General features: G+C 70.2%; 14 protein-coding genes and 2 tRNA genes. 2 read left to right on the top strand and 14 right to left on the bottom strand.

Annotated elements, in window-relative coordinates; all coding sequences use genetic code 11:
* Positions 1 to 366: 366 nt before the first annotated feature.
* Both ACIRP2_RS02670 and ACIRP2_RS02665 read right to left on the bottom strand, forming a co-directional pair.
* Positions 367 to 439, bottom strand: a tRNA-Ala gene (locus tag ACIRP2_RS02670).
* A gap of 134 nt (positions 440 to 573) precedes the next feature.
* A complete protein-coding gene (locus tag ACIRP2_RS02665; RefSeq protein ID WP_093897076.1) occupies positions 574 to 807 on the bottom strand; it encodes a hypothetical protein in 234 nt (77 codons plus the stop codon).
* A gap of 506 nt (positions 808 to 1,313) precedes the next feature.
* Between ACIRP2_RS02665 and ACIRP2_RS02660 the strand changes: the two genes are divergently transcribed.
* On the top strand, positions 1,314 to 1,511 hold the full coding sequence (locus ACIRP2_RS02660; protein WP_404245800.1) for a hypothetical protein: 198 nt from the start codon (positions 1,314 to 1,316) through the stop codon (positions 1,509 to 1,511).
* Positions 1,512 to 1,572: 61 nt separating this feature from the next.
* Here the strand turns inward: ACIRP2_RS02660 and ACIRP2_RS02655 are convergent.
* The 7 genes from ACIRP2_RS02655 to ACIRP2_RS02625 form a co-directional block, all read right to left on the bottom strand.
* Positions 1,573 to 1,645, bottom strand: a tRNA-Ala gene (locus tag ACIRP2_RS02655).
* Positions 1,646 to 1,867: 222 nt separating this feature from the next.
* Complete coding sequence (locus tag ACIRP2_RS02650; protein WP_404247135.1) at positions 1,868 to 2,521, bottom strand: histidine phosphatase family protein; 654 nt, start codon at positions 2,519 to 2,521, stop codon at positions 1,868 to 1,870.
* Entirely contained in the window at positions 2,518 to 2,949 is a 432-nt protein-coding gene (gene rsfS / locus ACIRP2_RS02645; RefSeq protein ID WP_404245798.1) for a ribosome silencing factor, read from the bottom strand. Before rsfS ends, ACIRP2_RS02650 begins: the two co-directional genes overlap by 4 nt.
* 114 nt (positions 2,950 to 3,063) lie before the next feature.
* Positions 3,064 to 4,821 carry an LCP family protein gene (locus ACIRP2_RS02640; protein WP_404245796.1) on the bottom strand — a complete coding sequence of 586 codons (1,758 nt, stop codon included), beginning with the start codon at positions 4,819 to 4,821 and terminating at the stop codon, positions 3,064 to 3,066.
* 19 nt (positions 4,822 to 4,840) lie between these two features.
* A complete protein-coding gene (nadD, locus tag ACIRP2_RS02635; protein WP_404245794.1) occupies positions 4,841 to 5,458 on the bottom strand; it encodes a nicotinate-nucleotide adenylyltransferase in 618 nt (205 codons plus the stop codon).
* A gap of 38 nt (positions 5,459 to 5,496) precedes the next feature.
* The gene (locus tag ACIRP2_RS02630; RefSeq protein ID WP_327367385.1) at positions 5,497 to 5,661 is read right to left on the bottom strand and encodes a hypothetical protein; all 165 of its coding nucleotides are present in this window, start codon (positions 5,659 to 5,661) and stop codon (positions 5,497 to 5,499) included.
* Positions 5,662 to 5,745: 84 nt separating this feature from the next.
* Positions 5,746 to 5,898 carry a hypothetical protein gene (locus tag ACIRP2_RS02625; protein WP_351079044.1) on the bottom strand — a complete coding sequence of 51 codons (153 nt, stop codon included), beginning with the start codon at positions 5,896 to 5,898 and terminating at the stop codon, positions 5,746 to 5,748.
* 112 nt (positions 5,899 to 6,010) lie between these two features.
* On the opposite strand from ACIRP2_RS02625, the gene ACIRP2_RS02620 reads away from it, so the two are divergent.
* Positions 6,011 to 7,144, top strand: coding sequence for a M48 family metallopeptidase (locus ACIRP2_RS02620; RefSeq protein WP_404245791.1), 1,134 nt, complete (start codon positions 6,011 to 6,013; stop codon positions 7,142 to 7,144).
* Here the strand turns inward: ACIRP2_RS02620 and ACIRP2_RS02615 are convergent.
* The 5 genes from ACIRP2_RS02615 to proB all read right to left on the bottom strand — a co-directional run bounded on the left by ACIRP2_RS02615 (position 7,071) and on the right by proB (position 12,406).
* Positions 7,071 to 8,198, bottom strand: a complete 1,128-nt coding sequence (locus ACIRP2_RS02615; RefSeq protein WP_404245789.1) for a hypothetical protein — start codon at positions 8,196 to 8,198, stop codon at positions 7,071 to 7,073. The two genes, ACIRP2_RS02620 and ACIRP2_RS02615, sit on opposite strands and share 74 nt — an antisense overlap.
* Before the next feature lie 378 nt (positions 8,199 to 8,576).
* Positions 8,577 to 9,182: a hypothetical protein gene (locus ACIRP2_RS02610; protein ID WP_404245787.1), complete on the bottom strand. Its 606-nt coding sequence runs from the start codon at positions 9,180 to 9,182 to the stop codon at positions 8,577 to 8,579.
* A 67-nt stretch (positions 9,183 to 9,249) separates the two neighbouring features.
* Complete coding sequence (locus ACIRP2_RS02605; protein ID WP_404245785.1) at positions 9,250 to 10,533, bottom strand: glutamate-5-semialdehyde dehydrogenase; 1,284 nt, start codon at positions 10,531 to 10,533, stop codon at positions 9,250 to 9,252.
* Positions 10,534 to 10,627: 94 nt separating this feature from the next.
* The gene (locus ACIRP2_RS02600; protein WP_404245783.1) at positions 10,628 to 11,128 is read right to left on the bottom strand and encodes a hypothetical protein; all 501 of its coding nucleotides are present in this window, start codon (positions 11,126 to 11,128) and stop codon (positions 10,628 to 10,630) included.
* A gap of 144 nt (positions 11,129 to 11,272) precedes the next feature.
* A complete protein-coding gene (gene proB / locus ACIRP2_RS02595; RefSeq protein WP_404245781.1) occupies positions 11,273 to 12,406 on the bottom strand; it encodes a glutamate 5-kinase in 1,134 nt (377 codons plus the stop codon).
* Positions 12,407 to 12,589: the final 183 nt, after the last annotated feature.

The following is a 12,589-nucleotide window of genomic DNA, read 5'->3' as shown; positions in this document are numbered from 1 at the left end:
TGATCAGCGCGGCTCGCTAAGCAGAAGGCGTACGGCACGCATGGCGCCAGGGTACCGCACGGACCCGGAGCCGGCCCGGGCACGGCCGCTCCGCGACCGGATCGGCACGCGCGCAACCTCGGCCCGCCGAGCACGGGCCGGACGGCGGAGCTGATCGGATTCGGCTCGCCGGACGGGCCCGCCGATGCCGGTCACCGAAGCCATCGGCGCGCCGCGCGACGCCTTCCGGGCAAGGACGGCGCGACCACGTCCCCGGAGGCGCAGTGCGACACCGAGCCGAAGGCTCGCGGCAGCGGGCACAATTGACGCGCACGCAAAAGAAGCGGGCCACCCTCGAAGGATGACCCGCTTCTTGTTTCTTCACTGTGGAGCTAAGGAGAATTGAACTCCTGACCTCCTGCATGCCATGCAGGCGCTCTACCAACTGAGCTATAGCCCCTTGCTGTGTGCCGCCCGGTTCCCCCTGGCGACATCGAGAACATTACCGGTGACCCCACCACTCCACCAAATCGATTCCCACCCGGTCCGATTTGACCGATCCACAACAGCTCGGTCATGCGTCGAGGCAGGGCCTCAGGCAGTGGCGAAGGAGTAGAAGCGCTTGAGAGTGCAGTGCTCCTCCAGCAGCCGTCCGTAGATCGGCTCCCCCTCCAGCTCTCGGTAGGTCTCGATCGGGTCGCCCTTTATGACCAGCGCCCGCGCGCACTCCTCGCACCAGTACTGGTACTCCGGGTTGATCGGATCCATGTCCCTGACGATGGGCGTACCGCTCCCGCACCAGTCGCATTTCCGCCTGTGTGCACCCATGAGTCAGCTCCGGCTTCGGCCGCGGGCGGTACACACGCAGAGGGCTCCACCGCTCCCGCCGGGCACATGGGCCGCGCGGGACGGACCGACGGCAGGACGACCGGTACGGGCGCGGCATCGGTGAACAAGGAGCAGGTCCGGGACCTCGTGGCGGCTCGCAGGCATCGCGCGCTCCCTCCCGTTCGGTCCGTCGCCCCCTCCGGCGGTCCGATTCTGCCATGGCCCCGCAAGGGGGTCAGCCCACTCGATGTCCGGCTGGTCACCGACACCGCACGAGACCCGCGCACACGCGCGTCGTCGCGGCCCCGACAGTGCGGGAGCGCATCCTCGCCGCGCATACCCCGGCCACTGTCTCCCGGACGCATCAAGGCGGTTGAGACGGAACGAGCCGACTGTCACGGCATCGATCAGCCTGCCTGTCCGAGCGACGGTCACCCGGACACCGCTCACGTCGGCAGCATCTCCAGGGCGCGCACTCGCCGACACGCCCATGGGGGTGCGACCTGGTGCGGCCGGCCGCGGCGAGTCGCCGAGCGGCGATCGCGAAGGCGGCGACGTCGGTTCCGGCGACCGTCGACGGGCGGCCGGACGACTCGATGCCACTGACCGTCAGCGGGCTGCCGGAGTGGCGGGTCATGGTCCGCGCTCCGGCCGACGAGGAGGGCGGACAGCAGGCGACGGCGCGGTGGCACCGGCAGGTGTGACCGGAGGGGTGGTCAGGGAAAACGAAGATCCCGCCCCCTGATGGGGACGGGATCTCGATTGTGGAGCTAAGGAGAATTGAACTCCTGACCTCCTGCATGCCATGCAGGCGCTCTACCAACTGAGCTATAGCCCCGCTGTTCGCTGTGTTTCTCTGCGTTTCCGCGCTGCGAACAAGAAGAACTTTAGCCTGTGACCAGCCAGAAAGTGAAATCCGGCCGACGCCGCCCGGAGCCGGCCTCCGAGCACCGCCCCCGACCACCGGAACAACAGGCCCCTGCTCTTCCCCGCCATGCCGCCATCGGCACTCCGGGCCCGGCGTGATCCAGACGAAGGACCCTGGCCGCGGGCTGTCCCGTCAGGTGTCGTCGCCGAGCACCGGCTCGGGCAGAGTGCCGGCGTTGTGCTCCAGCAGGCGCCAGCCGCGCGCACCCTCGCCCAGCACCGACCAGCAGCAGTTGGAGAGCCCTCCGAGCCCTTCCCAGTGGTGCGACTCCAGGCCCAGCAGCCGACCGATGGTGGTGCGGATGGTGCCGCCGTGGCTGACCACGACGAGCGTGCCGCCTTCGGGCAGCTTGTCGGCGTGTCCGAGCACGACCGGGGCGGCCCGGTCGGCGACCTCGGTCTCCAGCTCACCGCCGCCGCGGCGCACCGGCTCACCGCGCTTCCACGCGGCGTACTGCTCGCCGTACTGCCCGACGATCTCCTCGTGCGTGAGGCCCTGCCAGGCGCCCGCGTAGGTTTCGCGCAGTCCCGCGTCGTGCGCGACTTCGAGGCCGGTGATCGCGGCGAGCTCGGCGGCCGTGGCCATCGCCCGCTGAAGATCGGAGGCGACGATCGCGTCCGGCTTCAGCGGGGCGAGCAGCCGGGCGGCCCGCCGAGCCTGTCCGACACCGGTCTCGGTGAGCGCGATGTCCGTGGATCCTTGGAACCGACGCTCCAGATTCCATGCCGTCTGGCCGTGCCGCCAGAGGACGATCCTGCGGCCCCTGCCGCTTCCGGTGCCGTTCAGCTCTGCTCACCTTCCGTGCTGCCGGTGAGCCTGGCGTGCTCCTCGGCCTTGCCGCGGGTCTTGACGGCGTCCTCGGGGAGCGGGATCTCGGGGCAGTCCTTCCAGAGGCGCTCCAGCGCGTAGAAGACCCGCTCCTCGCTGTGCTGGACGTGGATGACGATGTCGACGTAGTCGAGGAGGATCCAGCGCGCGTCGCGGTCGCCCTCACGGCGTACCGGCTTGGCGCCCAGCTCCTTCTGGAGCCGTTCCTCGATCTCGTCGACGATCGACTTGACCTGGCGGTCACTGGGGGCCGAGGCCAGCAGGAAGGCGTCCGTGATCGACAGCACGTCGCTGACGTCGTACGCGATGATGTCGTGCGCGAGCCGGTCGGCGGCCGCCTGGGCGGCGGCGTTGATGAGCTCGATGGAGCGGTCCGTGGCGGTCACAAGCAGGCTTTCGTCGGCGGTCAGATCAACCCCTAGGGTCTCACGGACCGCCGACAGCCCACGCAGCGAACGTTCGACGATCGAATCGATGTCATCCGGGCGGTGCGGACCCGGTCACTTGATCGCGTAGTCCTGGCCGATCACGACGGACACATCGGCGTTCGCGGCGGGCTTGCCCTGCTTCACCGCGCTCGTCGGCAGGCCCAGGGTCTTCGCGGCCTGCGTCGCCTTGTCCTTGTCCGCCGCGGTCTTGTAGACGACCTCGGACAGTGCCGCGGTCTCGGCCGTTCCGCCGCCGACGAAGGCATAGCCGCCGTTGACCAGCTTGATCCGGGCGGACTCCATGCCGTCCTTGTCACCGGTGGCGTTCTTGACTGCGACCCGCACCGCCGCGTCGACGTCCGGGGCCTTCACCGTGCCGCCGAGGATGTCCTTGACGACGCTCTCGGTGGCCGCGTCGGTGAGCGTGCCGTCGGCCTGCACCGGCAGGAGCGCCGTCTTGTAGTCGCCGATCTTGGCGCGCTGCGCGAGCTTCGCCAGCGAGGCACCGAGATCCTTCTCCGGGAGGGACGGGTCGAGGATCTGCGCCAGCGTCTGCACGGTGACCGTGGCGGCCTTCGGGTCGTCCGAGATCTTCCGCAGAACGCCCCGCAGAACCTCTCCGAACCGCATGAGCTGCTTCGTCTCCGCCTCACCGGGCGCCCGGTAGGTGGCGTACGCGACGGCCATCTGACCGCTCAGCGTCTGCGCCTCGCCCTTCTTCACCAGGGGGGAGGCGCCCTTCTTCGTGTCGGGCACCTCGCTGTCGGTGTCGATCTCGATGTTGCCGACCAGATCGACGAGGGTCTCCAGATAGGGGGTGTCGAGCCGCCACGTACCGCTGATCCTCGTGCCGAGCAGGGTGTCGATGGAGCCACGGGTGCCGGTGGCGCCGTCGTCCTCGACGGACTTGCCGAGGGTGGTCGTGACACCGTCGTCGTCGGCGACCGTGAGCGAGTTGGGGAGCAGGACGGTGGTCCCCTGTTTGGTCGTCACATTGTCGACGAGCAGCGCCGTGGAGGTGCCGCCCTTCTTGGTGTTGTGCAGATGGACCACGATGACGTCCCGCTTCTGCGGGCCCGTCGAGGCCGTGTCGTCCTTCTCCGAGCCGGAGAGGCCCGGAAGCATTCCGGCGGACCAGAGGTAGCCGACACCGCCGACCACCACCAGGGCCACCACGACTATCAGTGCGACCATGCGGTTGCGGCCGCGACGCCGTGCCTCCTCGCGCCGCTCACTGCGGCTCTCGGTGAACTTCAGCCAGTCGATGACGTCTTCGGAGTCCTCGTCGGGCTCTTCGATGAAGGAGAACTGTTCGGTGCGGTAGTCGGCACGGCGCTGCCCTGGAACAGCCGGTTCCGGCTGGGTCTCGGCGTCGGGCTCCGACCGGGGCTCCGGCGTGACCGGTGCCGGTGCGGGCGGGGTCTGCTGCGCGGCGGCCTGCTGCGGGATGTTCCACTGCTGGGTGGTGTCGACCGCGGCGGGCTGCCCGCCGGTGTCGTATCCATAGCCGTCGTAACCGCCGTATGCCTGCTGCTGAGGCTGTTGCGGCTGCTGGGGCTGCTGGGGCTGCTGGGGCTGCTGGGGCTGCTGGGAGCCGTACGGGTCGTACTGCTGCTGCGGCTGCACGGGGTGCGGCTGTTGAGGCTGCGCGTACGGGTCGTATCCGTACCCCTGATCGGCCTGATGTGACTGCTGCTGCGGCTGCTGAGGCGCATACGGGTCGTACGCCTGCTGTCCGGGCTGCTGGTACACCGGCTGCCCGTACTCGTCGTAGCCGATGACCTGCGGCTGCTGGTAGTACGGGTCGTACGGGTTCTGTCGGTCGTTCACCGGTGCCCCTCTGCGTGACTCAGTCGCCGCGGTACAGCTGGCGCTTGTCGATGTAGCGGACCACGCCGTCCGGCACCAAGTACCAGACCGGATCCCCTTGAGCGACCCTCTCACGGCAGTCGGTGGACGAGATCGCGAGCGCGGGAACCTCCACGAGCGAGACCCCGCCCTCCGGCAGCCCGGGGTCCGCGAGCACATGCCCGGGTCGGGTCACGCCGATGAAGTGGGAGAGCGAGAACAGCTCGTCGGCGTCCCGCCAGGTGAGGATCTGGGAGAGCGCGTCGGCGCCGGTGATGAAGAAGAGGTCCGCGTCGCCGTGGATCGCGCGCAGGTCCCGCAGCGTATCGATGGTGTACGTCGGCCCGCTGCGGTCGATGTCGCTCCGGCTGACCGAGAACTGCGGGTTGGACGCCGTCGCGATGACCGTCATCAGATAGCGGTCCTCGGCCGGGGAGACGTGCTTGTGGCTCTTCTGCCACGGCTGCCCGGTCGGAACGAAGATCACCTCGTCGAGGTGGAACTGGGCGGCCACTTCGCTGGCCGCCACCAAGTGTCCATGATGAATCGGGTCGAACGTCCCGCCCATCACGCCGATTCGGCGCTTACTCCGGCCGGTAGGCATTTCCTGCTCTCCCATGCGTGCAGAGCCTACTGGCACAGCTGTACGCCTTTGCCTCAGCGGTCGCGGTTGAAGCGGGTGGTGATCCACAGCAGGAGGAGCAGCACCACGAACGCACCGCCCCCGGTGACGTACGGGCTGAGGCTTTCGTGGTTGCCACCGTGCTCGCCGCCCTCGGCGGCGAGAGTGACCAGCTGGTGCGCGGTGCTCGTGAGGCTCATCTTCGGCAGGACCTATCGATCGGGAGTGGGAAGGGAGACGTCGCGCACATCGTATGCGGGTGCCCCGGGCACGCTCACGCCGACTCAGTCGTTGTGGTCGTCGTTGCGGTATCCGCGGAGCAGGAACCAGGCGAGCAGGCCGGCTCCGACGAGCGAGGCGAGCAGCACGATGCGGAGCGTGTTGCCGGGCCCCTGGTCCCCGGATGCGGCGGCGAGCAGAGCAACGGTGTGCGGCATGTCGGGCGTCTCCTCAGTTATCCACAGCCCCCCGCACACCGTAGCCCCAGCACCTACGCTGGGATTTGTCAGGGGGGCGAGCGACGTCTCGTACGAACAGGGGGCCCAATTCATGACCGAACGCAGCCACGAGAGCCACGAGGGTGTGCCGAGCCGCCAGCGCAGGCGGTTCGCCGGAATCTCGTCCCGGGCCTACGAACACCCGGCGGATCGCTCGGCCCTGGTGGCCCTGCGCAAGCTGAGCGGTTTCGACACGGTCTTCAAGACCTTGAGCGGTCTGCTGCCGGAGCGCAGCCTGCGACTGCTCTTCCTCTCCGACTCCGTCCGGGTGAGCGACGCGCAGTTCGTCCATCTCAACGACATGTTGCGAGACGCCTGTTACATCCTGGACCTGGAGAAGGTCCCGCCGATGTATGTCAACCAGGACCCGCAGCCCAATGCCATGTGCATCGGTCTCGACGAGCCGATCATCGTGGTGACGACGGGGCTGGTGGAGCTGCTCGACGAGGAGGAGATGCGGGCCGTCATCGGCCACGAGGTGGGGCATGCCCTCTCCGGCCACGCCGTGTACCGCACGATCCTGCTGTTCCTCACGAACATCGCGCTGAAGGTCGCCTGGATCCCGCTCGGCAATGTGGCGATCATGGCGATCGTGACGGCGCTGCGTGAGTGGTTCCGCAAGTCGGAGCTGTCGGCCGACCGGGCGGGGCTGCTCGTCGGCCAGGATCTGCAGGCGTCGATGCGCGGTCTGATGAAGATCGCGGGCGGCAATCATCTGCACGAGATGAATGTGGACGCCTTCCTCGCCCAGGCCGACGAGTACGAGAAGGGCGGCGATCTGCGCGATTCCGTGCTCAAGATCCTCAATCTGCTGCCCCGCTCGCACCCCTTCACCACGGTGCGCGCCGCCGAGCTGAAGAAGTGGTCCGAGAGCCGCGACTACCAGCGGATCATGGACGGTCACTACCCGCGGCGCGACGAGGACAAGGACACCTCGGTGACGGACTCCTTCCGCCAGTCCGCGGCCCACTATGCGGATTCGGTGCGGACCAGCAAGGATCCGCTGATGAAGCTGGTCGGCGACATAGCGGGCGGCGCCGGGGACCTCGGCGGCAAGCTCCGCGACAAGTTCACCGGTCAGGGCGGGGGCGGTGCCGCCGGCAAGGACGGCGCTACGGGCGGCCCGGCGCGGCCGGAGGAGCCCCGGAACCCTGATCAGCCCGGGCCGGGGTCTGCGGAGAGCTGACCGCCAGCGTCCCGCAGACCGCTCCCGTGGGCCGGCCCGTCGCATACGGGTCGGTGCCCGCGGGGCCGTGGGAGAGGGCCCGCTGTCCGGCGAGCAGCGGCCGCAGCGCACCGGTGGTGTCCGTCGGGCACGCCTGCGGTCCGGCCTGTACGTAGCTGGTGCGCAGCTCCAGCCGGTGCAGCCGCAGGTCTTCCCGGTCGAAGCGGAAGTGCAGCTCGCGCCGCACGGTGAAGAGCGAGGCATCGCCCGCGCGTTGGGGCCCCTGAGTGGCCGGGCGGAGCGTGTAGGTGAAGGTGTGGTCGGACACCACCTCCAGGGTGTCGGCCCCCGTCTCGGTGTAGCTCAGGGTGCCCCGGACCCGTATGTCCGGACCGGCGAGCGCCACCTTCGCCGGGTCGAACCGGACCAGCCAGCCGGTCGCGGCGTGCTGTCCGTCGTCGTCAGATCGGCTCATGCTGCGGTTGAACTGGGCCATCTGGTCCGGGTCGAGCAGCAGCTCCACCGGCCGCACGGCGTGTCCCGTGAGGACGTCGGGGTCGAGCGAGGACGCCACCAGGTAGTCCTTGGCCGTGGTCAGCGCCGCCGCGACCTCACTGTCCGAGAAGTGGTCCGTCCCCCGGATCGCCGGCAGGTTGATGCCTGCGGCACCTTGTGCGAACTGTGCGGCGGGGCTCCGCGCGAGGAGGCCGGCGGCGGTTCCACCGGGTACGGCGTCCCGGGGGGCCAGGGGCACGACGGTCGACCTCAGAGGCTCGGCCCTTCGGCCGACGGGCGCGGTGTAGGGGTGGCGGAAGCCCATGTACACGGCTGTTCCGAAAGCCAGAGCGATGAGGAGCACCAGGGCGATGACGGCTCTGGAACCCGCTCGCAGGCTCCGGGGCGGAAGACTGCGTACGGCGGGGGTATGGTCCTCCATACGCTCCTCGGCGGAGAACTCCTTCAGCCGGGCAGCACGCACGAACGACTCGTCGAAGACGAGTGACCTGTACTCGTCCTCACCGCCGCCCGGCGCGTTCTCGGGCTGGCCTTCTGGTGGTTCTCCGCGGTCTGCCATGACTTCTCCCGACTCCACGTCACCGACCGGGGCCGAAACGCTTCGCTCTGCTTCGGCCGAATGGCTTCGGACAGGGCCCGCCCGCCATGAACTCGCATGACTCGTACGACTACGCATACGGACGAGTGAGAAGCCCCCTCGGAGAGAGGGGTCACACCTTCAGGGTAGGTCGATCGGGACCCCGGTAAACGCCGAGCGGCAGGAGAACCGTCCGAGAGTTGCCCCGGAGCCCGGGGAACCGCTCTCCGGACGGCTTTCGGGCGCTCCCCTGACGATCGTGGCCCTGGCAGGCCGTCGCGGGACATCGGGAACGCGGGCGCGACGGGCGCACGGGCGGCGCGGCCCCGGGCAGGATCTGCGCCGACGGGACCGGCACCCTCAGCCGGTACGGGGGACCGCCGAAGCCGTGGGTGCTAGATGTCCGACGGAGGTCGACGGGATGGCGCTGGGGACGGGCCCCGGGGCGCTGTCCACGCCCGTGGTGGCGGGCGGCGGGGCGGGGTCCTGACGGCTGCCGCCCGAGGTGTTGCGGTAGACGGCGCTGAAGGCCAGCGCGACCATTCCGATGCCCATCAGCACGGCGAGCAGCCAGGCCACCGGCCGGTGCCAGCGCGCCGCGCCCCGGTAGGGGCGCAGCGCACCGCCGTGGCGCCCGTAGGGGCCGCTGCCGTACGTGTCGTCGTCAGGGTCCAGCGGGTCGTCGTAGGCGCTCCCGCGGCCGTACAGGCCGCCCGGCCCGTACGCCTCGTCGTGGTGTTCGTCGTCCAGCGGGCCCCCGCCTGCCCGCGCACGCGACGCCTCGGCCTCGGCGCGCGCCTGCGCGGCCGCCAGCAACCGCTCCACCGCGGTGGGTTCATGGAACTCGGCGGCCCGTACGAAGTCCTCGTCGAACACCACGGAGGCGAAGTCCTCGTCCGCGCCCCCGCGGTCGTCGTCGGGCTCCCAGCCGTCCGGGAACGGCCTGCCCCCCACGTCGTCCGGCACGGCTCCAGACTAGCCCCGCGCGGTCGTTCTGGGCAGGGAGCCCGCAACATTCACCGCACCCGGACCGTCACCGCACGTGGCCGTCGCCCGTGACGATGTACTTCGTCGAGGTCAGCTCCGGCAGCCCCATCGGACCCCTGGCGTGCAGCTTCTGCGTGGAGATACCGATCTCGGCACCGAAGCCGAACTGCCCGCCGTCGGTGAAGCGGGTGGAAGCGTTCACGGCCACCGTCGTGGAGTCCACCAACTGGGTGAAGCGGCGGGCCGCGGCCTGGGAGGTGGTCACGATCGCCTCGGTGTGCCCGGAGGACCAGAGCCGGATGTGCGCGACGGCCGCGTCCAGCGACTCGACGACGGCCGCGGCGATGTCGTACGAGAGGTACTCGGTCTCCCAGTCCTCCGGCGTGGCCGCCACCACGGTGGCCTTGGACCCCTCGGCGTGCTCGAGCACCCGCTCGTCGCCGTGCACGGTCACCCCGGCCTCGGCCAGCGCGTCCAGGGCGCGGGGCAGGAACTGCGCGGCGACGTCCTTGTGGACCAGGAGCGTCTCGGCCGCGTTGCAGACGCTCGGACGCTGCGCCTTGGAATTGATCAGGATGTCGACGGCCATGTCGAGATCGGTCTGCGCGTCCACGTACACATGGCAGTTGCCGGTGCCCGTCTCGATGACCGGAACGGTTGATTCTTCGACCACCGTACGGATCAGCGAGGCACCGCCGCGCGGGATGAGCACGTCGACGAGGCCGCGGGCCCGCATCAGTTCCCGTACCGAATCGCGGCTCTCGCCCGGTACCAGTTGCACCGCGTCGGCGGGGAGACCGGATCCTCCGACCGCGTCGCGCAGCACCCGCACCAGTGCGACGTTGGAGGCGTACGCGGAGGACGAGCCGCGCAGCAGGACGGCGTTGCCCGACTTCAGGCAGAGGGCCGCGGCGTCGACCGTCACATTGGGCCGGGCCTCGTAGATGATCCCCACGACGCCGAGCGGTACCCGGACCTGCCGCAGGTCGATGCCGTTGGGCAGGGTCGAGCCGCGGACGATCTCGCCGACCGGGTCGGGCAGCGCGGCCACGTCCCGCACATCGGCGGCGATGGCCCGGATCCGCTCCGGGGTGAGGGTGAGCCGGTCGACGATCGACTCGCTGGTCCCGGCCTCGCGGGCGCGGGCGACGTCCTCGGCGTTGGCCGCGACGATCTCGCCCGTCCGCACCTCCAGGGCGTCCGCGATCGCCAGCAGCGCGTCGTCCTTCGCCGCGCGCGGCAGCGGCGCGATGTCGGCGGCGGCGGAGCGGGCCCGGTAGGCGGCCTGGGCGACCGGGGACATGTTGTCGTACGGCGAGAGCGTGGTCATGCCCGCAGAGTAGTGCGCACACTGCGGGCATCCGTCACGTATCCCGTGATGCGAGACAACTGACCGGGACCGTTCCCCAGGACCGTCCTCGCGCTCAGTACGGGTGGACGCCGACCGGGGTCGCCGGGGGCGGCCCGTATCCCTCGGCGACGCGTTGGTGGTACGTCTCGCGGTCGATGACCTCCAGGCCGACGATCTCCCAGGGCGGAAGCCCGGCGGTGGAACGGTGCTCTCCCCACAACCGCAGCGCGACGGCCGCCGCGTCGTGCAGATCGCGCGCCTCCTCCCAGTAGCGGATCTCCGCGCGATCGTCGGCGTACCGGCTGGTCAGCAGGAAGGGGTGGTCGTGCGCGAGTTGTTCGAGACCGCGTCTGACCTCCTCCAGCGGAATCGAGGCGCCCGAGACACTGAGCGTGATGTGCCAGAGTCTCGACGGGACACGTTCCTCCCCCGCCGCCTTCGGCGCCCCTCCGGTGGTCCGGTCGTCCCCGCGTTCCATGGACCGGCTCCCGTCGAAACCGGCACCTGCTCCGACGCTGGTCAGGGCCCGGCCACCCGTTCCTCGGGGTGGCGCCCCCGGGCGCGCTCGTCTCACCGGCGGCCTCCTGTGAATGCGTTCACTGTGCTGTACCCCGCTGTGTCCCCGTTACAAAGTTGACCAGTCCGCGGCCGAGAATGGGGCGGTTTTGGTGAAGGTCTCCGTCCTGAGGCTGGACTTTCAGCCGTTTCAGGGGGTCTGTCAGGGGTGCAGGACGACGAGATCGTCCCTGTGTACGACCTCGCGCTCGTATGCCGGACCGAGCTCCCGCGCCAGATCACGGGTGGAGCGGCCGAGCAGCTGCGGGATCTCCTTGGCGTCGAAGTTGACCAGTCCGCGGGCCACGGGGCGGCCTTCGAGGTCGCGCAGTTCCACCGGGTCGCCCGCGGTGAACTCGCCCTCGACCGCCGCGATTCCGGCGGGCAGCAGCGAGCTGTGCCGCTCGACGACCGCCTGGACGGCCCCGTCGTCCAGGGTCAGCGAGCCCTGCGGGGTGGAGGCGTGGGCGAGCCAGAGCAACCGGTCCGCGGAGCGGCGTCCGGTGCGGTGGAAGTACGTACCGGTGTCGCGGCCGGCCAGGGCGTCGGCGGCCCGGCTCGCCGAGGTGAGGACGACCGGGACTCCGGCGGCCGTGGCGATCCGGGCGGCCTCGACCTTGGTCACCATGCCGCCGGTGCCGACGCCCGCCTTCCCGGCGCTGCCGATGGTGACGCCCGCGAGGTCCTCGGGGCCGGCCACCTCGGCGACCCGCGACGTGCCCGGCCTGCTGGGATCGCCGTCGTACAAACCGTCCACGTCCGAGAGGAGGACCAGCAGATCGGCGCGGACGAGATGGGCGACCAGCGCCGCGAGCCGGTCGTTGTCGCCGAACCGGATCTCGTCCGTGGCGACGGTGTCGTTCTCGTTGACGATCGGCAGCGCACCCATGTCCAGCAGTTGGTCGAGGGTGCGGTAGGCGTTGCGGTAGTGGGCGCGGCGGCTGGTGTCGTTGCTGGTGAGCAGCACCTGGCCGACGCGTACGCCGTACCGTGCGAAGGAGGCGGTGTAGCGGGCGACGAGCAGTCCCTGGCCGACGCTGGCCGCGGCCTGCTGCCTGGCCAGGTCCTTGGGCCGGCGGTGCAGGCCGAGCGGGGCGAGTCCGGCCGCGATCGCGCCGCTGGAGACGAGCACGATCTCGCGCTCCCCGCCGCTGCGCACCTTGGCCAGTACGTCCACGAGCGCGTCGACGCGGTCCGCGTCGAGGCCGCCCGACGCGGTGGTGAGGGATGAGGATCCGACCTTGACCACGATCCTGCGGGCCTCTGTGACGCCCTGCCTTGCCCCTGACACGTGCATCCCCAATGATTCGGCCTCGCCCAGCCCTCGCAATCTACGCGAGCGCGGGAAGGGGCGCCCGTGCGTTTCGCCCTCTGGACCGAGGCCTCCGCAACCGAGCCCCGGACCCGCGCCACCGAGCCCGCGCCACCGGACCCGGGCCCCGGCATCCGGACCTCCGGTCCCGACCCCGGGATCCGAGCC

Origin of the sequence: Streptomyces sp. NPDC101194 (genome assembly GCF_044767885.1) — a bacterium.
Lineage (GTDB): Bacteria > Actinomycetota > Actinomycetes > Streptomycetales > Streptomycetaceae > Streptomyces.
This window is presented reverse-complemented; position numbering and strand designations above follow the sequence as displayed.